Genomic DNA, 23541 nt, shown 5'->3' with positions numbered 1-23541 from the left:
GCCGGAACATCCGGGCGGGCCCGGGGGGACCGCGAAGCACAACGATCAGCAGGGAGCGCATGACGTGCGGCCGGTAGGCAGCAAGTACCTGCTCGAGGAGCCGCTCGGACGCGGCGCCACGGGCACCGTCTGGCGAGCCCGCCAGCGGGAGACCGCGGGCGCCGAGGCGGCCGTCGCCGGGCAGCCCGGCGAGACCGTTGCGATCAAGGTGCTCAAGGAGGAGCTCGCCAACGACGCGGATGTCGTGATGCGGTTCCTGCGCGAGCGCTCCGTGCTGCTGCGGCTCACCCACGCGAACATCGTGCGCACCCGGGACCTCGTCGTCGAGGGCGATCTCCTCGCCCTGGTGATGGATCTGATCGACGGCCCCGACCTGCACCGTTACCTGCGCGAGAACGGTCCGCTCACCCCGGTCGCCGCCGCGCTGCTCACCGCCCAGATCGCGGACGCGCTGGCAGCGAGCCACGCCGACGGTGTCGTCCACCGCGACCTGAAGCCCGCCAACGTCCTGCTCGACGAGCGCGACGGCGAGATGCACCCGATGCTCACCGACTTCGGCATCGCGCGCCTCGCGGACTCCCCGGGGCTGACCCGGACCCATGAGTTCGTCGGCACGCCCGCCTACGTGGCGCCCGAGTCCGCCGAGGGCCGTCCGCAGACCTCCGCCGTGGACATCTACGGCGCGGGCATCCTGCTGTACGAGCTGGTCACCGGCCGTCCGCCGTTCGGCGGGGGCACCGCGCTGGAGGTGCTGCACCAGCACCTCAGCGAGGAGCCACGGCGCCCCGGCAACGTCCCCGAGCCGCTGTGGACGGTCATGGAGCGCTGCCTGCGCAAGGACCCGGACCAGCGGCCCAGCGCCGTGAACCTCGCCCGCGCGCTGCGCACCGTCGGCGCGGGCATCGGCGTGCACGCGAACTCCGCGCAGATCGCGGCGGCCGAGGGTGTGGGCGCCCTGCTCGCCCCCGACCCGGCGCCCGCAGCCGTCCCGGAGGCCCCGGGGGAGGGCGACCGGACCCAGGTGCTGCCGAGCACCGCGGGCTCGTACGACCCGGCGGCCCCGACCAGCGTGATGCAGCAGACTCCGGGCGGGGGCGGCGGGGCCGACCCCACCGCGATGATGCCGCCCGTACCGCCCCGCCCCGACGGCCCTCCGCAGCCCGACGAGCCGCACCCGTGGCAGTCCCAGCTCCGGGCCGCCCGGGACCGCAACGAGCAGACGCAGGTCCAGTACCTCGACCCGAACCAGGACCCGCTGCGCCGCCGCCCCCAGCGCCAGCAGCCGCCGCAGGGCCAGCAGCCCCAGCGGCAGCCGCAGCACGCCCCGCAGTACCAGCAGCAGCCGCAGCGCTACCAGCAGCAGCAACAGCCCCAGCAGCAGCGGCCCCCGCAGCAGCCCCAGCGTCAGCAGTACGCACCCCCGCAGCAGCCGGCGCCCCAGCAGCCCGCACCCCAGCCGCCGGCCCCGCGCCAGCCGAGGCAGCGCAGCGCCAACCCGATGCGCATCCCCGGTCTCGGCTGCCTCAAGGGGTGCCTGTTCTCGGTGGTGCTGCTGATCGTCGCCGCCTGGCTCATCTGGGAGCTGACGCCGCTTCAGGACTGGATCGCCCAGGGCAAGAGCTTCTGGGACGCCATAGGGGACGGCATCAGTAACGTCACCGACTGGTTCCAGGAGATCGGCGGAGACAGTTCCGGCGGCACGACCGGCCAGTAACCCTCGGTATTCTGCGTCTTTGTCGACTTCTGCGGGCCCAATTCGCCCGCAGAAGTGAAGGTTGGCGTCATCCAGGGCACGCAACACCCCGTTCGCCGCGTAACTTTGTCGACCGGGGGTCAACGCCAGCCGCTGAGGGAGCAGTCTTGGCACGGAATATCGGCAGCCGGTACACCGCCCACCAGATCCTGGGGCGCGGCAGCGCCGGCACGGTGTGGCTCGGCGAGGGGCCCGAGGGCCCGGTCGCCATCAAGCTGCTCCGCGAGGACCTCGCGTCCGACCAGGAGCTCGTGGGCCGTTTCGTACGGGAACGCACCGCGCTGCTCGGGCTCGGTCATCCGCACGTCGTCGCCGTTCGCGACCTCGTGGTGGACGGCACCGACCTGGCACTGGTGATGGATCTCGTGCGGGGTACCGATCTGCGGACCCGGCTGGACCGGGAGCGCCGCCTCGCGCCCGAGGCCGCCGCGGCGATCATCGCGGACGTCGCCGACGGCCTCGCCGCCGCGCACCGCGCCGGAGTGATCCACCGCGACGTCAAGCCGGAGAACATCCTGCTCGACATGGAGGGTCCGCTCGGCCCCGGCGGTTCGCACCCGGCGCTGCTCACCGACTTCGGTGTCGCCAAGCTGATCGACACCCCGCGCCGCACCAAGGCCACCAAGATCATCGGTACGCCGGACTACCTGGCCCCCGAGATCGTCGAGGGCCTCCCGCCGCGCGCCGCCGTGGACATCTACGCCCTCGCGACCGTGCTCTACGAGCTTCTCGCCGGCTTCACCCCCTTCGGCGGCGGCCACCCCGGGGCCGTCCTGCGCCGCCATGTGACCGAGAGGGTCGTTCCGCTACCGGGCATCCCCGAGGAGCTCTGGCAGCTCCTGGTCCAGTGCCTGGCCAAGGCCCCGGCCTCCCGGCTGCGCGCCTCGGAGCTCGCGACCCGGCTGCGGGAGCTGCTCCCGCTCCTGTCCGGGATACCCCCGCTCGACGTCGACGAGCCGGACAGTGAGGAGGCCGAACCGCAGACGTACGACGAGCAGCAGACCCAGGCCCCCGAGGAGCCCCGCCGCCGAGGCGCGGTCCCGCTGGTGCCCGGCTCCTCCCCGGACTCCAACCGGGACACCCATACGAGCATGCGCGTCCCTGCCCCCGACGAACTCTCCGGAGGCCCTCTCGGCACGGCCCGCGCCCCGCGTGCCCCCGGCCGGCCGCGTCCCGGCTCGGCCCGGAACAGGTCGGCGGCGGTCCGTAAGCGCCGGATCACCCTGGGCGTGGCCGCGGTGGCCCTGTGCGCGGCGATAGGGGTGGGCGGCTGGCTCGCCATGGGCGGCGACGACTCGGGCGCCTCTCCCGAGGACACCCGGAATTCGGCGCCCACGGCCCCCTGAGGGACGCCCGGGAAGGCCCGGAATCCGGGGGAGGGCCAGGTTCACTCGTCCAGCCGTTACGCTGGACCCGTGGCAGTCGTCGATATTTCCGAAGAGCTGAAGTCCCTCTCCTCGACCATGGGGTCGATCGAGGCCGTCCTGGACCTGGATTCGCTGAGGGCCGACATCGCCGCGCTCGAGGAGCAGGCGGCGGCGCCGTCCCTCTGGGACGACCCGGAGGCGGCGCAGAAGATCACCAGCAAGCTTTCGCACCTCCAGGCCGAGGTCCGCAAGACCGAGGCCCTGCGCGGCCGCATCGACGACCTCGAGGTCCTCTTCGAGCTCGCCGAGGACGAGGGTGACGCCGACGCACGCGCGGAGGCGGAGACCGAGCTGGAGTCCGTCCGGAAGGCCCTGGACGAGATGGAGGTCCGCACCCTCCTCTCCGGCGAGTACGACGCGCGCGAGGCCCTGGTCACGATCCGGGCCGAGGCCGGTGGCGTCGACGCCGCCGACTTCGCCGAGAAGCTCCAGCGCATGTACCTCCGCTGGGCTGAGCGGCACAACTACAAGACCGAGGTCTACGAGACGGCGTACGCCGAAGAGGCCGGCATCAAGTCGACCACCTTCGCGGTGGAGGTGCCGTACGCCTACGGCACGCTCTCCGTCGAGCAGGGCACCCACCGGCTCGTCCGGATCTCGCCGTTCGACAACCAGGGCCGCCGCCAGACGTCCTTCGCGGGTGTCGAGGTGCTGCCCGTGGTCGAGCAGACGGACCACGTCGAGATCGACGAGTCCGAGCTCCGCGTCGACGTGTACCGTTCCTCGGGCCCCGGCGGCCAGGGCGTCAACACCACGGACTCCGCGGTGCGCCTGACCCACCTGCCCACCGGCATCGTCGTCTCCTGCCAGAACGAGCGCTCGCAGATCCAGAACAAGGCGTCCGCGATGAACGTCCTCCAGGCGAAGCTCCTCGAGCGCCGCCGCCAGGAGGAACAGGCGAAGATGAACGCGCTCAAGGGCGACGGCGGCAACTCCTGGGGCAACCAGATGCGTTCGTACGTCATCCACCCGTACCAGATGGTCAAGGACCTGCGTACGGAGTTCGAGATCGGCAACCCGGAAGCGGTCTTCAACGGAGAGATCGACGGCTTCATCGAGGCCGGAATCCGCTGGCGCAAGCAGAGCGAGAAGTAACGGCAGCCGAAAGGCCGTCGGGCCCGGACAGGCTTCCTGTCCGGGCCCGTTCGCGTTTTCACCACGCCGGGGGCGCAGGGGAGTGGGGAGGAACGTGTGGCGAATGAGTCACAGTCGTGATTCCGAATAGCCGTCAAGTTCCCCCATAGCGGCCCTAATGCCCCTGGAACGGCCTTGACGTAGTCCTTATCTCTGGACAGGGTGCTAGGGCAGCACGCTTATGTCTGGGACAGGTGTGATCGGGGGCGGGCGGGATGACCACGGTACGGCGTGGCCCTGCAGAACGAGTGACCCCGCAGGGCCGTGGACCGCATAGGGCTGCTCCATCGACGAGATCAGCTACTGGGGGTAGCAACAGATGACCAAGAAGACGCGAATCCGCGTCGCGCGGATAGCCGCTGGTGCGGTTATTGCCGCGGGTGCCTCGCTCACGGCCGCGGGTGCGGCCCAGGCGGCGGGCATCGGCCTCGGCCTCGGGGTCGACGAGAGCGGGGTCAGCGCCGACGTCAACGTCGACTTGGGCCTCGGCGACGACGAGCCGGAGGACCCGACCAACCCGGGCGGGGAGGACCCGACCAACCCGGGTGGGGGAGACCCGACGGATCCCACGGACCCGACGGACCCGACGGACCCCACGGACCCGACGGACCCGACGGACCCGACGGACCCGACGGACCCGACGGACCCGACGGATCCCACGGACCCGACGGATCCCACGGACCCGACGGATCCCACGGACCCGACAGATCCCACGGACCCGACCGACCCGACGGACCCGACGGAGCCCACGGACCCGACGGAGCCCACGGAGCCCACGGACCCGTCGGAGCCGGCCGACCCGTCGGAGCCGGCCGACCCGAGTGACCCCTCGGTCCCGGCGGTCCCGGCGGACCCGTCCTACCCGGACGCCGGTGACAACACCGACACCGACAGCGTCGGCAACCAGCCGGTCGAGCAGGGCAAGGGCAAGGACGAGCTCGCCGAGACCGGTGCGGCCGAGACCACGTTCCTGCTGATCGGTGCCGCGACGATGATCGCCGGTGGCATCGGCTTCCGCATCCTGCCGCGTCTGGCCGGCGGCGGCCGCACGGCCGCCTGACGCCCGTCAGCGCACACTGAAGGGCCCGGGAGAGCCGACAGGCCTTCCCGGGCCCTTTCGCGTACCGGAACCGCTCCTGCGGCCGTACGCGCACGTCTGAAGCCCGCCGGACGGCGGAGGTCCTCGGTCTCCGGCTCAGACGGCCTGGTGCGCCAGCAGTGCCAGAGCGGCCACCAGGATCACCATCAGCGCTATCAGCATCGCCGGATTGAGCCCCGCGAACGGTCCCTGGTCCTGCATCCGCTCCCGGCTCGCCCGGCAGACACGGCAGCGGCCCTCGTTCACGGGTGCCGCGCAGTTCGCGCACACCAGTCGGTCATAGGTCATGCGCATTCCTCCTCCCGCGCGGCGGGAGCCGCTTTCGCGTTCTCTCCGCACAACGCTCCGGGAAACGCGACCGTTCCCCCTACCACTGTGCCAGCTCGCGGGCCTTTCGGCGCGGTCCGCCGGGTGAGGTCCGGCACGCCCCGTTTCGTTCCATGCCGCTTTCCGTCACAAATCCCTCATTGCCGGGCGCCGACTGCACGCGCTCACCTGGTTCGCGTATGGTCACGCTCACCTACCCCCGGCCGACCGTGGTGCATCCGTGATCCGATTCGACAACGTCTCCAAGACCTACCCGAAGCAGAGCCGTCCCGCTCTCCGGGACGTCTCACTCGACATCGAGAAGGGCGAGTTCGTCTTCCTGGTGGGCTCCTCCGGCTCCGGCAAGTCCACCTTCATGCGGCTCATCCTCCGGGAGGAGCGCGCCAGTCAGGGCATGGTCCACGTGCTCGGCAAGGACCTCGCGCGGCTGTCCAACTGGAAGGTGCCGCAGATGCGCCGCCAGCTGGGCACGGTCTTCCAGGACTTCCGGCTCCTCCCCAACAAGACCGTCGCCGAGAACGTGGCCTTCGCGCAGGAGGTCATCGGCAAGCCGCGCGGCGAGATCCGCAAGGCCGTGCCGCAGGTTCTCGACCTCGTGGGTCTCGGGGGCAAGGAGGACCGGATGCCCGGGCAGCTCTCCGGTGGTGAGCAGCAACGTGTCGCGATCGCGCGGGCGTTCGTCAACCGCCCCATGCTGCTGATCGCGGACGAGCCGACCGGCAACCTCGACCCGCAGACCTCCGTGGGCATCATGAAGCTGCTGGACCGGATCAACCGGACCGGCACCACTGTGATCATGGCGACCCACGACCAGAACATCGTCGACCAGATGCGCAAGCGCGTCATCGAGCTCGAGCAGGGCCGTCTCGTACGTGACCAGGCGCGCGGCGTCTACGGCTACCAGCACTGAGCCTCAGCACGAGCATCGAGTACTGAAAGGACGCCATGCGCGCCCAGTTCGTCCTGTCGGAGATCGGCGTCGGTCTTCGTCGGAACCTCACGATGACCTTCGCGGTCGTGATCTCCGTCGCCCTCTCGCTCGCCCTGTTCGGCGGTGCGCTGTTGATGCGCGAGCAGGTCAGCTCGATGAAGACCTACTGGTACGACAAGGTCAACGTCTCGATCTTCCTCTGCAACAAGAACGACGCCAAGGACGTGCCCAAGTGCGCCAAGGGCGCCGTCACGGCGGAGCAGAAGAAGGAGATCAAGGCCGATCTCGAGAAGATGGAGGCCGTCGAGAAGCCGGTCCTCTTCGAGACGGTCGACCAGGCGTACAAGCACTACCAGGAGCAGTTCGGCGACTCGCCGATGGCCGGCAACATCACGCCGGACCAGATGCAGGAGTCGTACAGGGTCAAGCTGAAGGACCCGACGAAGTACAAGGTGGTCGCGACGGCCTTCGCGGGCCGTGACGGGGTGCAGTCGGTCCAGGACCAGCGGAGCATCCTCGACAACCTCTTCGGGCTGATGAACGGCATGAACGTGGCCGCGATCTTCCTGATGGGGCTGATGCTGGTCATTGCGCTGATGCTCATCGTGAACACCGTCCGCGTCTCGGCGTTCAGCCGGAGACGGGAGACGGGCATCATGCGGCTGGTGGGGGCTTCGGGCTTCTACATCCAGATGCCGTTCATCATGGAGGCCGCGTTCGCCGGTCTGATCGGTGGACTGCTCGCCTGCGTGATCCTGATCGCCGCGAGGTATTTCCTGATCGACGGCGGTCTCGCGCTCCAGGAGAAGCTGAACCTGATCGACTTCATCGGCTGGGAGGCGGTGCTCACGAAGCTGCCGCTGGTCCTCGCGATCGGCTTGCTGATGCCCGCCGTTGCCGCTCTCTTCGCGTTGCGCAAGTACCTCAAGGTGTGACGATCGCCCCGTTCCGCACGCGGCCAACGAGCCGTGTGCGGACGGGGCGTTGTCCTACACTCGGCCCCATGCCGGGCCTTACGTACCATGTGAAACCCCGCGGTGTCTGCCGCGGGGCGGCCCTGACGTTGGTGTTCGCGAGCGTGCTGGCCACCGCCGCGGCCACCGGGTCCCTGCCCCGTGAGGACGACGCCGGCACGAGGATAAAGACCCGTGCGGTGTCCTCCAGCGTGGGCTCCGTGGACCGTGAGGAGATCGCGGAAGCGGTCGCCGACGCGGAGGCCGACGGGAAGTCCGGCACGGACGCCGCCGAGGACGTCGTCAGCCGCAGCGGGGACCGCTGGGGCGCGGTGTACGACGAGCGGGAGTACGAGGAGTTCGAGCAGGCCCTCGACGGCTCCTACACCGGGGTGGGGATCTCCGCCCGCCGCTCGGCGCGCGGCGAGGTCGCCGTGACCGGGGTCGAGCCCGGCGGCCCGGCGGACCGGGCAGGTGTACGCAAGGGCGACCTGCTGCGCACCGTGGACGGCCGTACGGTCGGGAAGCGCCCCGTCGCCGAAGTGGTCGCGCTGCTGCGCGGGGACCGGACGAAGGCGGCGGAGGGCTCCTCCGTCGTCCTCGGGCTGAGGCGCGGCACGCACGCCTGGACCACGACCCTGCGCAGGGCCCGGCTCAGCACGGATCCGGTGAGCGTCCGGCACCTCGGTACCGGTTCTTCCGCCGCCGTGCTGATCAAGGTCTCCGCGTTCACCAAGGGCGCGGGCACCGCGGTCCGTGACGCCGTGAACGAGGCGCCCGGGGACGCCGGGATCCTTCTGGACCTCCGGGCCAACGCGGGCGGTCTGGTCACCGAGGCGGTCATCGCTTCCTCCGCTTTCCTGGACGGCGGGCTCGTCGCCACGTACGACGTGCACGGTGAGGAGCGCGCCCTGTACGCCGAGCCCGGCGGGGACACCGGCCGGCCCGTGGTCGTCCTGGTCGACGGCGGCACGATGAGCGCCGCCGAACTGCTGACCGGAGCGCTGCAGGACCGTGGAAGGGCCGTGACCGTAGGGTCGCGCACCTTCGGCAAGGGATCCGTGCAGATGCCCAGCAAGCTCCCGGGCGGCTCGGTGGCCGAGCTGACCGTCGGGCACTACCGCACTCCGGCGGGCCGCAGCGTCGAGGGAACCGGCATCACACCGGACGTGGGGGCCGGTCCTGAGGCCCAGGAGCGGGGCCGGACGGTATTGAGTGGCCTCGGGGGTGGGTCGTAGTGCGAAAATGGCCGCACTATGGCCAAGGAAAAAGACACCGGGCGCAAGATGATTGCGCAGAACAAGAAGGCGCGGCACGACTACCACGTCCTCGACACCTATGAGTGCGGTCTCGTACTGATGGGTACGGAGGTCAAGTCGCTGCGGATGGGCAGGGCGTCGCTGGTCGACGGCTTCGTCCAGATCGACAACGGAGAGGCGTGGCTGCACAACATCCACGTCCCCGAGTACGTCCAGGGCACCTGGACCAACCACTCGGCCAAGCGCAAGCGCAAGCTGCTCCTGCACCGGGCCGAGATCGACAAGCTCCTGGCCAAGTCGCAGGAGTCGGGTCACACGATCGTGCCGCTCGCGCTGTACTTCAAGGACAGCCGCGTCAAGGTCGAGATCGCGCTCGCCAAGGGCAAGAAGGAGTACGACAAGCGACAGACGCTGCGCGAGAAGCAGGACACGCGGGAGACGAACCGCGCGATCTCGGCGGCCCGCCGGCGCCAGCGCAGCGCGTAGCCGGTCCTCGCACCGGACGATCCCGGGGCCCGTGCCCCGGAGCCGCCGGAATACGGTGGCATCCGCGCGCGTTGTTCACGTACGATGGGCCGTGCACCCCACAGAGGGTGCGCGCATTTGAAAAAACAACATGGGGATGATCGGTTTCGACAGCGGATGTCGAAGCAGGGGAAGCGAGTCGAGGAAGCGGCAATGATCTCGTAAACCATATGTCGCAAACAATAATCGCCAATTCCAAGCGCGATTCCTCCGCCTTCGCCCTCGCTGCCTAATTAGCAGCTAAGCGAAGACTCTGCGGAGTGTCAGCCCGGGAGTGATCCCGACCCGGATCCTGGCATCAACTAGGGATCTAAACTTCTAAGCCCGGTCACGGGGCCTAGAAGGAAATCAAACAGTGGCTGGGCCTGTCGGAGGCTTGTTCGCGTGACCTCCGGGGCCGAGAAAAGCGTAGCGAACTGCACTCGGAGAAGCCCTGGTTCCGCACCGTTGGACGCGGGTTCGATTCCCGCCATCTCCACCACCCCATGTAAGCCTCCGCCCCGCGAGTTCACTCGCGGGGCGGAGGCTTTTTCGCGTCGTGCGGACGCGGTCCGAAGCGAATTCGCCCTGGCCACGTGACCGCTGGAGGTCAGGACATACTGTGCTGCCACCGGCCGTCCTCGGTCGGCAGGAAGACACCAGGGTTCAGGAACAGCTCGCGCGGTACGGCTTCGACCGCCGCCCGCTGGACCCATGGTGAGGTCGAAGGAGCCGGAGATGAGGTCGAAGTGGTCCAGGTAGGCGAGCAGCGCTCTCTCCAAGCCGTCGGCCAAGTCCACCACGGTGTAGGACAGAGCGGAGTAGTCCTTCCGCCAGTCCAGAAGTCCGGAGTCGATCCGGACGGCGAAGACCTGATGCCCGACGATGAGGACCCGCAGGTCTGCGACCTTGTCCACCATGGCCTGGAACAGGTGCGGCGTCACACCGAGGCTGTCGTCGACCTCGTCGGCGGTGACCGGCTCGGCCCAGGACGTGACGCGGACGCCGTCGCGTTCGTACGGCGTCCAGCGCAGCGTCCTGTGAATCACCCGACCGTGCGCCTCGATGAACTGGCGGGCCTCATCCGCGTCGTTGGTCACCAGGGTCGGCGGTACGGTCAGCCCCAGCCGGTGTGCCACGGCGAGTTGGGCGGGTTTGTAGTCGGCAGCGGCGATCTTCTGCGGGTGGTTCACCCACTGGCAACCGTTCAGGGCGTCTCGCACCTGGAAGTCGTCTTCCGGTTCCACCTCACCGACCGGAACGACCTCGACCTCGGTACGCGCCGTCCCCGGGACAACCCCGACTGGCCCGAGGTCGGTATCTTCGGCCACCGCAACATGCGGCGTCTGAACTGGCTCGGTGTCTCCCGGTGCCGCCTGATCCGGGTGGAGGGCCTGGACCTGCGCGTGGAGGACCTCGACGCCGTGGACGGCACTCCGGTCCTGGATATCAAGCCCTGGTTCGCGGAGATGGGGCCCCTGGGCGACGTCCGCCAGGCTTCGTGGGTCACCGACATGCTCGGTGACCACTACGCACCCGCCAAGGACTGACGCCGCGCCACTGCAGGTCCCGGTCCCGCAAGGCTGGGTACAGTCCCGGCATGCACGCCGCCGGTCGTCAGGCGGCGAACGGTCCCCCTGCGGGCCCCGGTGCTCGGGTCCCGGTGCCTGAGCTTCGAGGGCCGGAACGGGGCGGCTCACTCTTTCGTGGGTACGTGGAGGGGCCCGGGCCCGACGCTTGAGCTTCGGGATCCGGAGGCCGGGACGCGGGCTCCGAGGTTCGAGTGGTGCTTGTTTCCGGGTGGGAGAAGAAGGGGTTGGAGAAAACCTCCCCGACCTCCCTGACCCGTCACGGCCAGCAAGTATGACTAATCGTGACCGACTTGCAGCGCGGCGTGACGCCCGCTTACGTTGCCCTCAACGAATCGACCCCGACGCGGTGCTAGCAACACCGGCCGGGGTCTCACCCCAAGATCGAAGGAAGCGATCTCGTGGCTACCGAGAACCTTAGCCCTGCCTCGCCCCCGTACGCCCGCGCCCACCCCGGCTACGGCAAGCGCACCGCCCCGGACCAACGCCCTCCCCGCGCGGATGACTTCGCCCTGCTGCCGGAGCGCGAACGGTATGTCGCCGGGTACGTCGACCGGCTGCCCGACGGCGGCGCCATGGACGTCAAGTCGCTCGCCAAGTCCCTTCCGCTGTACGGTCAGATGGCCGTCGGCAGCGCCCTGCGGGCCCTCGGGATCGCCGGTCACCTGCGGCGCGTCCGGTGCCAGGTCGTCGGCGAGGGGGGTCAGAGCCGCTGGGTCACCCGTACCTTCTGGTCCCGCACCGCGCACGACAGCGAGTGGTGGGAGACCTTCACCCGGGCCGGGACCGGGGCCGCCGCCGCCCCACCGGAAGAAGCCGAGCCGGAAGAAGCCGAGCCGGTCGAAGCCGAGCCGGTCGGACCTCCGCCGCCTGCCCCCGCGTCGCCGACGCCGCCGGTCGTCCCCGAGCAGCGGACAGCCGCCGCGATGAGCCCGGCCGCCCCCTCGCCCGCGTACCTCGCTCTCGCCCAGCTCGGCCGCACGGACCCGCGACTGGCCCTGTCCGCCGCCGACTGTGCGGCGCTCGAAGGGCTGGCCTCCGCCTGGCTGGACCGGGGCGTGAACACCGACTACCTCACCCGGGCCCTCACCGCCGGGCTCCCCGCCCAGGTCGGCTCGCCCATCGGCCTCGTACGCCGTCGGCTCACCGACAAGATCCCGGCCCGGCTGCCGGAGGCGCCGACAACGGCCGGGCTGGACGCCCCTGTTCGCCGCGTCCTGATGGAGTGCACCGAATGCGGCGTACCCGGGCCGCCCGAAGCGCTCCCGGACGGCCTCTGCCGCCCCTGCCGCGCGCCCGCCCCGGACACTCCCGTGGAGGTGCCCGCCGAGCGTGACGTACACGCCCTGGTCGGCAGCCTCCGCAATCTCATGACTGCACCCTGACCGGAGGAACCGACCGGGGCCGCACCAGGTGCGCCGCCGTGGCGATGGCCAGAGCCAGTGCCGCCGCGCACAGCGGCGCCCCGTACCCGGCGACCGTCCCGGCGTGCTCCACCAGCCGGCCGCCCGCCGCCGAACCCGCTGCTATGCCGCCCAGGAGCGCCGTGACGGCGAGCGTCATGCCCTCGTTGATCTGCGCCGCCGGGGTGAGCCGCTGGATCAGTGTCATGCCGGTGACCATGGTGGGGGCCGTGGCCCCTCCCGCCAGCAGCAGGCACCCGGCCAGTACCGGCAGCGAGTCGGTCGTGGTCGCGGCCAGCAGGGGCAGCGACATCAGGGCCGTCATGCAGGCCAGGCAGAGCAGCAGTCTGCGGTGCACGTCGGCGGCGGGACGCAGCGAGCCGTAGACCAGGCCCGCCACGCACGAACCGGCTGCCTGGAGAGCCAGGATCGCGCCTCCCGCGTGGGCGATGGAGACGACCTCCATCGACCCGAACACCGCCCCCGTGGCCAGGAAGACGATCAGCAGCGCGGGTACACCCGGGGTGCGCAGGGGTGAGGCCGCAGGTGTACGCGGCGCCACCGGAGGCTCCGTCGCGCGCTGGGCGGCGAAGATCAGGACGCCGGTCATGAGCAGGACCGCGCCGGTGAGCGTGCCGGCTTCGGGGAACAGAGCTCCGCACAGGGACGCGGCGAGGACCGGGCCGAGCATGAAGCACAGTTCGTCGGCGGCCTGTTCGAAGGAGTTCGCGGTGTGCAGGGCCGCCGGGTCACCCCGGTGCAGATGGGCCCAGCGGGCCCGTGACATCCCGCCGGTGTTCGGGGTGGTGGCCGTCGCGGCGTACGCGACGAAGAGCGTCCAGGGCGGAGCGTCGTAGTGCACGCAGAGCACCAGGGCCAGGGAGCCGAGCACCGCGATCGCCGTCGCGGGCACCGCGATCCTGGCCTGACCGTGGCGGTCGACGAGCCGTGCGGTCCAGGGGGCGACCACGGCCGTCGCGGCCAGACCGGTCGCGGTGACGGCACCCGCGAGGGCGTACGAACCGTGCGCACCGGCGATCATGATGACGGCGCTGACGCTGAACATGCCCATGGGCAGCCGGGCGAGGAGATTGCCCGCGGTGAAGGCGCGCGCCCCGGGGGTGGCGAGCAGTCGCCGGTACGAACCCGGAAGGTACGAACCCGGAAGGTGCGAACCCGAACGCGGCAGGGGAGTGGTGGCGGTTTCCTGGGGCACGCGTCCACCCTCGGATCCTTGGCCGGTGGCGTCCAACACCTGATCAGAGCCCATTGACGCGCTCCTGTTGTAGATTGCTGACGTGCCGACGCCCGACATCGATCCCCGACTCCTCCGCGGCTTCGTCGCCGTGGCCGAGGAGCTGCACTTCACCCGGGCCGCCGCCCGGCTGTACGTCGCCCAGCAGGCGCTGAGCCGGGACATCCGCCGGCTGGAGCGCGAGCTGGGCCGGGAGTTCTTCGTCCGTACCACCCGGCAGGTGGCGCTCACGGCGGACGGGGAGCGCCTCCTCCCGCACGCCCGCCGGGTGCTCGACGCGCACGCGGCGCTCTGCGCCGCGTTCGCGGACCCGGCGGACCGGCCGCTGCTCGTCGATCTGAACACCGACGGGATGACGGCGGCCCGGGTGCTGGCCCGGGCGCGGGAGCTCGCGCCCGAGTGCGAGCTGATGGCGCGCTTCGAGAGCGGACTGACCTGGGCGGCCGGCGAGGTGCTCGCCGGCCGGCTCGACGTCTCCTTCGGCCGTGCCGCCGGGCTCGATCCCACGGTGCTCGCTCAGCTCTCCGTACAGCCGGTGCGGTACGAGCCGATGGCTGTTCTCCTGCCGTGCGCTCACCCCCTTGCCGGGCGCGAGGAGGTCGCCCTGAGTGATCTGACCGGCGAAACCGTCTATGCCGGGGCGGGCAATACGCGCACGACCGAGTGGACGGATCTGGCGACCGCGCTCTTCGCGGAGTGGGACATCGTCCTGGCTCCGCCGGCTCCGCTCGCCGTCGGAGTGGCCGAATTTCAGCGGGTCATGGCGAAGACGGGGAACCCCGTACTGGCCGTCGCGGGCTTCCCTCCGCTGCCTGGGACGGTGTTGCGCCCGCTCGTACGGCCGGTGCCGCTGTCGCCGCTGCTGATGGTGTGGCGTAAGGGACTCGACCATCCCGGACTGGCCGCATTGCGTTCAGCCGTCGCCGAAATCGCGCAGACGGAGGGATGGATGGTGCGACCACCGACATCGTGGCTACCGGAAGTCGATGCATCACTCATGGATCGCTGCTCATGAGCAACGGGTGATACCGACCTCTTTCCGTCGCCGTCGTGCGCTACCTTCAGGGCTCAGGCGCACGGTGGCAGATGGCGCGCGGACAGGGTGGGGGCCCGGTCCGCCAGCAGGATTCCAGTCATTTCCCGCGCACCTGTTTCATTGAGTGGGGGAAGTGCAGACACCTGTGGAAAATTGGCGCGAAGGTACCCGAACCGGGCACACGCATGAGCCGAACGACGTCACCGTCCCGCTGGACGGACTGGGCCGTCAGCTCTCCGAACTAGCCGTTGAACCCGGCCCTCCCGATCCTTCCGACGGTCCGGTATTCGTCGACGAGAGCGGCCGTCGCAGCAAGACGTACCGGCGTGCGGGCTGGGCGCTCGCCACGATCTGCGCGGTGTACGCCGTGACGCTCGTGGTCTCCGTGCTCGGCGGGAATTCCAGCGCTCCCTGGCTGCCGCTCTCCGGGCCGGAGGAGAAGCACGCGGAAGAGGTCGAGGTGCGGCCCGCCCCGAGCGGTGACGTGGTGGCCGAGAGCCCCGCGGCCGTGGCCAGCGCCTCCGCCCCGGCCCCGGGCGCCGTCCTGCTCTCTCCGTCGGACAGCGCCTCCGCGTCCGGCCCGGCCGGACCCGGTGCGAGCGTCTCGGCGTCCGCGTCCAGCAGGCCGCCCCGGGACATCCCCTCTTCGGACCCCGCTCCCGACGCCCCGGTCCCCGATGAGCCGGCCGTCGAGCCGTCGGAGTCGGCCACCCCGGAGCCGCCCGTCGAGGAGAGTCCGCCGGCGTCCCCGGACCCCTCGGAATCACCGGTGCAACCGCAAGAAGGCGCTCAGTAGATGACGACCCCCGTTGCGCGGGGCAGGCACCACACGAGGAAGAAGAAGCGGACCGTCCGGCGCAGACCTCCCATGCGCCACCTGCTTCCGTCAGTCCTTCTCGTGGCCCTGCTCGCCATGCTCATGCTGCGCGGATACGTGCACAGCGAGATCCTCGCCGACCACCGTGTCCAGGCCCCGGCCGCCACCACCCAGGTGCCGGACGACGTGCTCGAAGGCGGTCCGGTCATCGACGCCCGCACGGCGGGCGAGGACGCCAGGACGCTCCGGATACCCGACCACAAGATCGTCCTGACCTTCGACGACGGCCCCGACCCGGTCTGGACCCCACGGGTCCTGGACGAGCTCAGGAAGCACCACGCCCACGGCGTCTTCTTCGTCACCGGCACCATGGCCTCCCGCTACCCGGACCTCGTGCGGCGGATGGTCGACGAGGGGCACGAGATCGGGCTCCACACCTTCAATCACCCCGACCTCTCCTTCCAGACCACCAGCCGCGTCGACTGGGAACTCTCCCAGAACCAGCTGGTGCTGGCGGGCGCGGCCGGCATCCGTACGTCCCTGTTCCGGCCGCCGTACTCCTCGTTCTCCGACGCCATGGACAACAAGTCCTGGCCGGTCACGCAGTACATCGGCAGCCGTGGCTACCTCACCGTCGTGAACGACACCGACAGCGAGGACTGGAAGCGACCCGGTGTCCACGCGATCATCGAGCGTGCCACGCCCGAGCATGGCGAGGGCGCCGTCATCCTGATGCACGACTCCGGCGGCGACCGGTCCCAGACCGTGGCCGCCCTGGGGAAGTTCCTGCCGCAGATGCAGGAGCGGGGCTACGACTTCACCAGCCTCACCTCGGCGCTCGGCGCCCCCAGCGCGCACACCCCGGCCACCGGGTTCGCGCTCTGGAAGGGCAAGGCGTTCGTCGGAGCGGTGGGGGTCTCCGAGCACGTCACCGGCGTCCTCGTGGCAGGCCTCGCGGTCATCGGCGTCCTGGTCATGGTCCGCTTCGGGCTGATGCTGCTGCTCTCCTTCCTGCACGCCAGGAAGGTGCGCCGCAAGGGCTTCAGCTGGGGCGATCCCTTCACCCGGCCCGTGTCGGTCCTCGTCCCCGCCTACAACGAGCGCGAGTGCATCGAGGCCACCGTGCGGTCGCTGGTGTCCAGTGACCATCCGATCGAGGTCGTCGTCATCGACGACGGTTCGACGGACGGCACGGCCGACCTCGTCGAAGCGATGCGGATCCCGAACGTCAGGGTCGTACGCCGGCGCAACGCCGGCAAGCCCGCAGCCCTCAACAACGGCATCGCGCACGCCCGTTACGACATCGTCGTGATGATGGACGGCGACACGGTCTTCGAACCCTCGACCGTGCGCGAGCTCGTGCAGCCGTTCGCCGACCCCCGGGTCGGAGCGGTCGCGGGCAACGCCAAGGTGGGCAACCGTGACTCACTGATCGGCGCCTGGCAGCACATCGAATACGTGATGGGCTTCAACCTCGACCGCAGGATGTACGACCTCCTGGGCTGCATGCCCACCATCCCCGGCGCGGTCGGCGCCTTCCGCCGGGACGCGCTTGACCGGATCGGCGGTATGAGCGAGGACACCCTCGCCGAGGACACCGACGTGACCATGGCGCTGCACCGCGACGGCTGGCGCGTCGTCTACGCCGAGAACGCCCGGGCCTGGACGGAGGCCCCCGAGTCCGTGCAGCAGCTGTGGTCGCAGCGCTACCGGTGGTCGTACGGCACGATGCAGGCCATCTGGAAGCACCGCCGCGCGGTCATCGAGCGGGGGCCCTCGGGCCGCTTCGGTCGGGTGGGGCTGCCGTTCGTCTCCCTGTTCATGGTCGTCGCCCCGCTGCTGGCGCCGCTCATCGACGTCTTCCTGCTGTACGGACTGGTCTTCGGCCCGACGGGGAAGACGGTCGCGGCCTGGTTCGGGGTCCTGCTGGTGCAGGCCGTCTGCGCCGCGTACGCCTTCCGGCTCGACCGGGAGCGCATGACCCATCTGATCTCGCTGCCGCTCCAGCAGATCCTCTACCGGCAGCTGATGTACGTCGTGCTGCTCCAGTCGTGGATCACCGCTCTCACCGGTGGCCGGCTGCGCTGGCAGAAGCTGCGGCGCACCGGCGTGGTGGAGGCGCCGGGCGGCACGCAGAACCGCCGTAAGGACACGGACAAGGACCGGAGACCGGTGGCATGACCTACCCCGACGCCCCGCACACCGCCCCGGCGGCGTATCCGGCGCAGGCACCCGCCGCCCCGGACACTGCCGCCCCGGACACCGCCGTCGAGGCCCCCGCACCCCGGGCCAGGCCCGGACGCGACCGCTACCTGGACCTGCTCAGGGCCGTGGCCCTGGTCCGGGTCGTCGTCTTCCACCTCTTCGGCTGGGCCTGGCTGACCGTCCTCTTCCCGTCCATGGGCGTGATGTTCGCCCTGGCCGGTTCGCTGATGGCCCGCTCGCTGGCCCGGCCGGCGGGGAGCGTGATCCGCGGCCGGCTGCGCAGGCTGCTCCCCCCGATGTGGGCGTTCTCGCTGATCGTCGTGCCGATGATGTTCGCGCTGAGCTGGAAGCCCGTCCGGGAGGAGGGGCTGTGGTGGTTCATCAGGATCGGCAGCTACCTCTTCCCGGTGGGCTCGCCCCCGTATCCCGAGGAGAGCGGTTCGGCCGGCGGATGGCTGGAGCTGACCTGGGCGGACCAGGCGGCCGGACCGCTCTGGTACATCCGGGCCTACCTCTGGTTCGTGCTCGCCTCGCCGCTGCTGCTCAGGGCCTTCCGCAGACTGCCGTGGGTCACGCTGCTCGCCCCGATCGCCCTCACCGCCGTGATCGGCACCGGCCTCGTGACGGTTCCCGGAACCTTCGGCGAGGGGCTCGTCGACTTCGCCGTGTTCGGATCCTGCTGGGTCCTGGGCTTCGCCCACAACGACGGACTGCTGAAGGAGGTCCCGCGCTATCTGGCGGTGTCGTCCGCCGCGATCGTCATGGGCTTCGGCCTGTGGTGGGCGTCCGGGCACCTCACCGAGGAGGGCTGGAACCTGGACGAGATCCCGCTCGCCCAGGCCACCTGGTCCCTCGGCTTCTGCGCGGTCCTTCTGGTCTACGCCCCGTCCTGGCAGAAGCTTCCCGGCAGGATCGCCGGGTGGGACAGCCTGGTCACCCTGGCCAACAACAGGGCCGTGACGATCTACCTGTGGCACAACCTGCTGCTGATGGCCGCCGCGCGCCTCGTGGACCAGCTCTGGTCCGTGCCGTGGTTCGGCGACACGTTCGATACGTACATAGAGCAGTCGTACGAGGTGCTGGTCCTGATCGCGATCTGGCCGCTCACAGGCCTGGCGATCCTGGCGTTCGGCTGGGTGGAGGACGTCGCCGCCGGGCGCCGGCCGCGCCTGTGGCCGAACGGGGCGGACCGGAAGCGCCGGGCCTGACCGGCCACGGGGGGTGCGGCTGAATCGGCTCACCGCACCCCCGGAGGCCGAGTGAGAGCAAGGTTGCGCACCGGTCACCTCACGGCACCGCACCGAAACGCGGACTCCCTAGCGTCGGCAGGACAACACCCTGACCCCTGTGGAGGCGCGTGATGGCCGGTCGTTGGATCGAGCAGTGGGAGCCGGAGGACGAGACCTTCTGGCGAGAGACGGGTGAGAAGGTCGCCCGGCGGAACCTGTGGTTCTCCGTGCTCTCGGAGCACATCGGGTTCTCCATCTGGTCCCTGTGGTCCGTCATGGTGCTGTTCATGGGCCCGGAGTACGGAGTCGACCCGGCCGGGAAGTTCTTCCTGATCTCCACGGCCACCCTGGTCGGCGCCATCGTGCGGGTGCCGTACACCTTCGCGGTCGCCATGTTCGGCGGACGGAACTGGACCATCTTCAGCGCGCTGTCGCTCCTGGTGCCGACCGTCGTGGCCTTCTGGGTGATGGAGCCAGGCACCTCGTACACCACGTTGCTCGTCGTCGCCGCGCTCACCGGCATCGGCGGCGGCAACTTCGCCTCGTCGATGACGAACATCAACGCCTTCTTCCCGCTGCGCAAGAAGGGCTGGGCGCTCGGGCTCAACGCGGGCGGCGGCAACATCGGCGTACCGGTCATCCAGCTCATCGGCCTGCTGGTGATCGGCACGGCCGGCGCCGCGCACCCGCGGATCGTGCTCGGGGTGTACGTACCGCTGATCGTCGTCGCCGCGCTGGGCGCCGCGCTCAAGATGGACAACCTCCGGCCCGTCCAGAACGACACCGGGGCGGCGCTCCAGGCCGTGCGCGAGCCGCACACCTGGATCATGTCGGTGCTCTACATCGGTACCTTCGGCTCGTTCATCGGTTACAGCTTCGCCTTCGGCCTCGTCCTGCAGACCCAGTTCGGCCGGACTCCGCTGCAGGCCGCCTCGCTCACCTTCATCGGCCCCCTGCTCGGCTCCCTGATCCGGCCCGCGGGCGGCTGGCTCGCCGACCGTTACGGCGGCGCCCGGATCACCCTGTGGAACTTCGCGGCCATGGCCGCGGCGACCGGTGTCGTCGTCTACGCCTCCGGGATCGAGTCGCTGCCGGTCTTCCTCGTCGGCTTCATCGCGCTGTTCGTGCTGACGGGCCTGGGCAACGGCTCGACGTTCAAGATGATCCCGGGCATCTTCCACGCCCAGGGCGTCGCCAAGGGCCTGCGCGGCGAGGAGGCCGCGGCGTACGGACGACGGCTCTCCGGCGCGGCCATGGGGCTCATCGGGGCGATCGGCGCCCTGGGCGGTCTCGCGATCAACCTCGCGTTCCGTCAGTCCTTCGCGACCTCGGGCGCCGGGACGGCCGCTTTCTGGTGCTTCCTCGTCTTCTACGCCGTCTGCTTCACCCTCACATGGGCGGTATACCTTCGGCGTACCGAAGCGGTGGCCGCGAAGCCCCAGCTCAGCTATGCCGAGGTGTGAGGGTGACCACAGCGCGTCGCAGGACGTAACGGGCGGGAAATAAAGGAGGACCGAGACTGTCACGCAGGGTTGACAGTCTCGGTCCTCCGCATCATCGAGCACCAGCGGGACGAGAGCCGGGTATCACGCCATGCACGACGACGACGCACAGCACGGGCCCCTGTCGGGCTTCACTGTCGGGGTGACCGCGGCCCGTCGCGCGGAGGAGCTGGGGACGCTCCTCACGCGCCGGGGCGCGGCGGTCCTGCACGCCCCCGCGCTGCGGATCGTGCCGCTCGCGGACGACAGTGAACTCCTGGCCGCCACCAAGGAACTGATCGACCACGCACCTGACGTCGTGATCGCGACCACCGCCATCGGTTTCAGGGGCTGGGTGGAGGCGGCCGACGGCTGGGGCATCGGTGACCGACTCCTCGAACTGCTGCGCGGTATAGAGCTGCTCGCCCGTGGTCCCAAGGTCAAGGGCGCCATCCGGGCGGCCGGGCTCACCGAGGCGTGGTCGCCGCAGTCGGAGTCGATGGCCGAGGTGCTGGACCGGCTGCTGGGCGAGGGCGTCGCGGGCCGCCGGATCGCCCTCCAGCTGCACGGCGAACCACTGCCCGGCTTCGTCGAGTCGCTCCGGGCGGCGGGCGCCGAGGTCGTCGGCGTACCCGTCTACCGGTGGATGCCACCGGAGGACATCGCCCCGCTCGACCGCATGCTCGACCTCACCGTCGCACGGGGCCTGGACGCCCTCACCTTCACCAGCGCCCCCGCCGCCGCCTCCTACCTGAACCGGGCGGAGACCCGCGGCATGCTCCCGGAGGTGCTGTCCGCCCTGAGCCACGACGTCGTCACCGCCTGCGTCGGGCCGGTCACGGCCCTGCCCCTGCAGGCCAAGGGCATCGACACCGTCCAGCCGGAACGCTTCCGGCTGGGGCCGCTCGTCCAGGTGCTCTGCGCCCAGCTGCCCGCCCGGGCCCGTACGCTCCCGGTCGCAGGCCACATGGTCGAGATCCGGGGCCACGCCGTGCTGGTCGACGGCGCCCTGCGCCCGGTTCCCCCGGCCGGCATGGCCCTGCTGCACACCCTGGCCCGCAAGCCGGGCTGGGTGGTCTCCCGCGCCGACCTGCTGCGGGCGCTGCCCGGCAGCGGCTCGGACGAACACGCCGTGGAGACGGCGATGGCCCGGCTGCGTACGGCGCTGGGGTTCCCGCGGCTGATCCAGACCGTCGTCAAGCGGGGCTACCGGCTGGCGCTGGACCCCTCGGCCGACACCAAGTACGACGCTTCCTGACCGGCGGTTTACGGTCAGGGGGTGATCGATGACATCCATTCCCTGACCGGCGGGGTGCGGCTGAGGCCCGTGACCCTGGACGACGCCGGGGCGTTCGCCGAGGCCCTGACCCGCAGTCGCGCGTACATGCGGCGCTGGGAGCCCGTGCGCCCCGAGCTCTTCTACACCCCCGAGGGCCAGGTCCAGCGGCTGACGGGCCTGCTGGCGGAGCGGGACGCGGGGCGGGCGATGCCCTGGGCGCTGGCCGACGACGAGGACCGCGTCGTGGGGGCGATGACGCTCGCCCGCATCGAGCGAGGGCCGTTCCGCAACGCCCGGCTCGGCTACTGGGTCGCCGTGGACCGCGCGGGCCGAGGACTGGCCACGGCCGCCGTCATCCGGGTCTGCGAGGCGGCACGGGACGACCTCGGCCTGCACCGGATCGAAGCCGGGACGGTCCTGGACAACGTGGCCTCGCAGCGGGTCCTGGCGAAGTCCGGATTCGAGCTCTGCGGCACGGCGCCGCGCTATCTCCACATCAACGGCGCGTGGCAGGACCACCGGTTGTTCCAGCGCATCCTGCACGACGGCCCGCCGCAGAGCTGAGCGGCGCCTGCCGGGCGTGCCGGTGGCCGCCCAGGGGATGACGCGGGGGCAGGGCGGGGACGACCTCGGCGAGCGCGAAGCCGGACTTCTCGGCGACCCGGCAGGAGGCCTCGTTACCCGCCTCGTGGAGCAGTTCCAGACTCCGCAGGCCGTCCTCGGCGAAGGCGGCGAACGCCCAGTCGGTGAGTGCCCCGAGAGCGCGCGGGGCCACGCCCCGGCCGCGCGCCGACGCCGTCGTCCAGTAGCCCGCCTGGGCGCTCCCGGCGCCGGGGACGGTGCGGTTCAGCGCGAGGTTGCCGACGAGTTCCCCCTGCCGCGCCGTATCGGTCACGGCGAAACTGAACCGGCGGCCGGACGCCCACCCCTCCTCCTGGACCGTCATCCAGCGCTCCGCCGCTCCCGCGTCGGGGACCTGGGTCCGCAGCCACCGCCGCATCGCCGGGTCGTCGTACGCCGCGAGCAGCGCCGGTATGTCGTCCGGCCGCCAGGGCCGCAGGACGAGGGGGCCGGCCGTCAGTGTGACCGTCTGCGTCTTCACCCCGAGACGATACGACGGTGGCCGGGGCTCCGGGCCGGACCGGCAGGAGGGGTTCCGGGCCGGGCCGGATGCGGGCACTCTGGGGATGACTCCCTCCCCACAGAGGACCCCGAGGCGGTGACAGGCTCATGGCGGCGGGCACGGGCGCACAGGGACGGCGGTTCGACTCCGGACGCGTCTGTCTGGACCTGGTGGCGACCGCGCCGGAGGCTTCCGGCGCGTGCGAACAGCTCGGCTCTCCCGCACGTCTCGCCGAATGGCTGCTGGCCTCGCGCCTGGTCCCGTGCGGGACGCCGCTGGCAGCCGTCGACGACACCTGGGTGGCGCGCTTCCGGCAGTTGCGTACGGGCATCGACCGGCTGATGTCGGCTCAACTGGCGGGCGGAGACGCCGACAGCGCACTGGAGCGGGTCAACACCCTTGCCGCGGGCGCCCCACCGGGCCTGCGGGCCGTGCGGGGGCAGGGCGGGGCGCTCGTACGGGCGCTGAGCGCCGAGCCCGCGTGCGGGGCGCTGCTCGCCGCGGTGGCCCGGGACGCGGTGGACCTGCTGACGGACCCGGCCGCGCGGGCGGGGCTGCGCCGGTGCGAGGGCGACGCCTGCCGACGGCTCTACCTGGACACCTCGCGGGGGAGACGGCGCCGCTGGTGCTCCAGCGAGGTCTGCGGCAACCGGGAGCGGGTGGCCCGGCACCGGCGCCGTGTGAGGGCTGTGCCGGCGCCGTGAACGGACTCACCCACGCGGGCGCGGGAGAAAGCA

Annotated in this window: 21 protein-coding genes, 1 other RNA gene and 1 pseudogene; 19 read left to right on the top strand and 4 right to left on the bottom strand. The window is 70.8% G+C overall.

The window, feature by feature from the left end; genetic code table 11:
- Positions 1 to 64 precede the first annotated feature (64 nt).
- The 4 genes from ACFYQ5_RS23355 to ACFYQ5_RS23340 all read left to right on the top strand — a co-directional run bounded on the left by ACFYQ5_RS23355 (position 65) and on the right by ACFYQ5_RS23340 (position 5374).
- Positions 65 to 1714 (top strand): serine/threonine-protein kinase, encoded by a 1650-nt coding sequence (locus tag ACFYQ5_RS23355; protein ID WP_389200025.1) that lies wholly within the window; start codon positions 65 to 67, stop codon positions 1712 to 1714.
- 146 nt (positions 1715 to 1860) lie between these two features.
- Positions 1861 to 3099, top strand: a complete 1239-nt coding sequence (locus ACFYQ5_RS23350) for a serine/threonine-protein kinase (protein WP_389200024.1) — start codon at positions 1861 to 1863, stop codon at positions 3097 to 3099.
- 69 nt (positions 3100 to 3168) lie between these two features.
- Positions 3169 to 4275, top strand: coding sequence for a peptide chain release factor 2 (gene prfB, locus ACFYQ5_RS23345; protein ID WP_389200022.1), 1107 nt, complete (start codon positions 3169 to 3171; stop codon positions 4273 to 4275).
- 358 nt (positions 4276 to 4633) lie between these two features.
- Entirely contained in the window at positions 4634 to 5374 is a 741-nt protein-coding gene (locus ACFYQ5_RS23340) for an LPXTG cell wall anchor domain-containing protein (protein ID WP_389200020.1), read from the top strand.
- A gap of 135 nt (positions 5375 to 5509) precedes the next feature.
- On the opposite strand, the gene ACFYQ5_RS23335 is transcribed toward ACFYQ5_RS23340, so the two are convergent.
- Positions 5510 to 5701, bottom strand: a complete 192-nt coding sequence (locus ACFYQ5_RS23335) for a hypothetical protein (RefSeq protein ID WP_033299438.1) — start codon at positions 5699 to 5701, stop codon at positions 5510 to 5512.
- Between the two features lie 259 nt (positions 5702 to 5960).
- On the opposite strand from ACFYQ5_RS23335, the gene ftsE reads away from it, so the two are divergent.
- The 5 genes from ftsE (at position 5961) to ssrA (ending at position 9889) form a co-directional block, all read left to right on the top strand.
- Positions 5961 to 6650, top strand: a complete 690-nt coding sequence (gene ftsE / locus ACFYQ5_RS23330; RefSeq protein WP_031100680.1) for a cell division ATP-binding protein FtsE — start codon at positions 5961 to 5963, stop codon at positions 6648 to 6650.
- A gap of 35 nt (positions 6651 to 6685) precedes the next feature.
- A complete protein-coding gene (gene ftsX, locus ACFYQ5_RS23325) occupies positions 6686 to 7606 on the top strand; it encodes a permease-like cell division protein FtsX (protein WP_389200019.1) in 921 nt (306 codons plus the stop codon).
- Positions 7607 to 7674: 68 nt separating this feature from the next.
- A complete protein-coding gene (locus tag ACFYQ5_RS23320) occupies positions 7675 to 8862 on the top strand; it encodes a S41 family peptidase (RefSeq protein WP_389200017.1) in 1188 nt (395 codons plus the stop codon).
- An 18-nt stretch (positions 8863 to 8880) separates the two neighbouring features.
- On the top strand, positions 8881 to 9369 hold the full coding sequence (gene smpB / locus ACFYQ5_RS23315; RefSeq protein WP_389200015.1) for an SsrA-binding protein SmpB: 489 nt from the start codon (positions 8881 to 8883) through the stop codon (positions 9367 to 9369).
- Between the two features lie 132 nt (positions 9370 to 9501).
- Positions 9502 to 9889: a transfer-messenger RNA gene (ssrA, locus tag ACFYQ5_RS23310) on the top strand.
- A 199-nt stretch (positions 9890 to 10088) separates the two neighbouring features.
- Here the strand turns inward: ssrA and ACFYQ5_RS23305 are convergent.
- Positions 10089 to 10601 (bottom strand): annotated as a pseudogene (locus ACFYQ5_RS23305) (ATP-grasp ribosomal peptide maturase); the annotation flags it as partial.
- Here ACFYQ5_RS23305 and ACFYQ5_RS23300 point away from each other — a divergent pair.
- Both ACFYQ5_RS23300 and ACFYQ5_RS23295 read left to right on the top strand, forming a co-directional pair.
- Positions 10518 to 10937: a TrmO family methyltransferase gene (locus ACFYQ5_RS23300; RefSeq protein WP_389200091.1), complete on the top strand. Its 420-nt coding sequence runs from the start codon at positions 10518 to 10520 to the stop codon at positions 10935 to 10937. The pseudogene ACFYQ5_RS23305 and the gene ACFYQ5_RS23300 overlap by 84 nt on opposite strands.
- Positions 10938 to 11377: 440 nt before the next feature.
- Positions 11378 to 12361, top strand: coding sequence for a MarR family transcriptional regulator (locus ACFYQ5_RS23295; protein ID WP_389200013.1), 984 nt, complete (start codon positions 11378 to 11380; stop codon positions 12359 to 12361).
- On the opposite strand, the gene ACFYQ5_RS23290 is transcribed toward ACFYQ5_RS23295, so the two are convergent.
- Complete coding sequence (locus tag ACFYQ5_RS23290; protein WP_389200012.1) at positions 12345 to 13595, bottom strand: MFS transporter; 1251 nt, start codon at positions 13593 to 13595, stop codon at positions 12345 to 12347. The genes ACFYQ5_RS23295 and ACFYQ5_RS23290 overlap by 17 nt on opposite strands.
- Positions 13596 to 13677: 82 nt before the next feature.
- Between ACFYQ5_RS23290 and ACFYQ5_RS23285 the strand changes: the two genes are divergently transcribed.
- From ACFYQ5_RS23285 to ACFYQ5_RS23255, 7 genes are all read left to right on the top strand, one after another.
- Positions 13678 to 14649, top strand: a complete 972-nt coding sequence (locus ACFYQ5_RS23285; protein ID WP_389200011.1) for a LysR family transcriptional regulator — start codon at positions 13678 to 13680, stop codon at positions 14647 to 14649.
- 154 nt (positions 14650 to 14803) lie between these two features.
- Entirely contained in the window at positions 14804 to 15466 is a 663-nt protein-coding gene (locus ACFYQ5_RS23280; protein ID WP_389200010.1) for a hypothetical protein, read from the top strand.
- Entirely contained in the window at positions 15467 to 17668 is a 2202-nt protein-coding gene (locus tag ACFYQ5_RS23275; RefSeq protein WP_389200008.1) for a glycosyltransferase, read from the top strand.
- Positions 17665 to 18900 carry an acyltransferase gene (locus ACFYQ5_RS23270; RefSeq protein ID WP_389200006.1) on the top strand — a complete coding sequence of 412 codons (1236 nt, stop codon included), beginning with the start codon at positions 17665 to 17667 and terminating at the stop codon, positions 18898 to 18900. Before ACFYQ5_RS23275 ends, ACFYQ5_RS23270 begins: the two co-directional genes overlap by 4 nt.
- Before the next feature lie 152 nt (positions 18901 to 19052).
- The gene (locus ACFYQ5_RS23265; protein ID WP_389200004.1) at positions 19053 to 20384 is read left to right on the top strand and encodes a nitrate/nitrite transporter; all 1332 of its coding nucleotides are present in this window, start codon (positions 19053 to 19055) and stop codon (positions 20382 to 20384) included.
- Positions 20385 to 20514: 130 nt separating this feature from the next.
- Positions 20515 to 21660: a uroporphyrinogen-III synthase gene (locus ACFYQ5_RS23260; RefSeq protein WP_389200003.1), complete on the top strand. Its 1146-nt coding sequence runs from the start codon at positions 20515 to 20517 to the stop codon at positions 21658 to 21660.
- 21 nt (positions 21661 to 21681) lie between these two features.
- Complete coding sequence (locus ACFYQ5_RS23255; protein WP_389200001.1) at positions 21682 to 22245, top strand: GNAT family N-acetyltransferase; 564 nt, start codon at positions 21682 to 21684, stop codon at positions 22243 to 22245.
- Here ACFYQ5_RS23255 and ACFYQ5_RS23250 read toward each other — a convergent pair.
- A complete protein-coding gene (locus tag ACFYQ5_RS23250) occupies positions 22178 to 22783 on the bottom strand; it encodes a GNAT family N-acetyltransferase (RefSeq protein WP_389200000.1) in 606 nt (201 codons plus the stop codon). The genes ACFYQ5_RS23255 and ACFYQ5_RS23250 overlap by 68 nt on opposite strands.
- A 128-nt stretch (positions 22784 to 22911) precedes the next feature.
- Between ACFYQ5_RS23250 and ACFYQ5_RS23245 the strand changes: the two genes are divergently transcribed.
- The gene (locus ACFYQ5_RS23245) at positions 22912 to 23508 is read left to right on the top strand and encodes a CGNR zinc finger domain-containing protein (protein WP_389199999.1); all 597 of its coding nucleotides are present in this window, start codon (positions 22912 to 22914) and stop codon (positions 23506 to 23508) included.
- The last annotated feature ends 33 nt before the right edge of the window (positions 23509 to 23541 follow it).

The sequence above is a fragment of the Streptomyces sp. NPDC005794 genome (assembly GCF_042871445.1).
Lineage (GTDB): Bacteria > Actinomycetota > Actinomycetes > Streptomycetales > Streptomycetaceae > Streptomyces.
The sequence above is the reverse complement of the archived record's forward strand: the minus strand, read 5'-3'. Positions and strand labels throughout refer to the sequence as shown.

Coding starts and splice junctions, on each gene's coding strand:
- ACFYQ5_RS23340 (WP_389200020.1), top strand. CDS start 4,634: ATGACCAAGAAGACGCGAATCCGCGTCGCGCGGATAGCCGCTGGTGCG.
- ACFYQ5_RS23335 (WP_033299438.1), bottom strand. CDS start 5,701: ATGACCTATGACCGACTGGTGTGCGCGAACTGCGCGGCACCCGTGAAC.
- ftsX (WP_389200019.1), top strand. CDS start 6,686: ATGCGCGCCCAGTTCGTCCTGTCGGAGATCGGCGTCGGTCTTCGTCGG.
- ACFYQ5_RS23320 (WP_389200017.1), top strand. CDS start 7,675: ATGCCGGGCCTTACGTACCATGTGAAACCCCGCGGTGTCTGCCGCGGG.
- smpB (WP_389200015.1), top strand. CDS start 8,881: ATGGCCAAGGAAAAAGACACCGGGCGCAAGATGATTGCGCAGAACAAG.
- ACFYQ5_RS23275 (WP_389200008.1), top strand. CDS start 15,467: ATGACGACCCCCGTTGCGCGGGGCAGGCACCACACGAGGAAGAAGAAG.
- ACFYQ5_RS23270 (WP_389200006.1), top strand. CDS start 17,665: ATGACCTACCCCGACGCCCCGCACACCGCCCCGGCGGCGTATCCGGCG.
- ACFYQ5_RS23265 (WP_389200004.1), top strand. CDS start 19,053: ATGGCCGGTCGTTGGATCGAGCAGTGGGAGCCGGAGGACGAGACCTTC.
- ACFYQ5_RS23260 (WP_389200003.1), top strand. CDS start 20,515: ATGCACGACGACGACGCACAGCACGGGCCCCTGTCGGGCTTCACTGTC.
- ACFYQ5_RS23245 (WP_389199999.1), top strand. CDS start 22,912: ATGGCGGCGGGCACGGGCGCACAGGGACGGCGGTTCGACTCCGGACGC.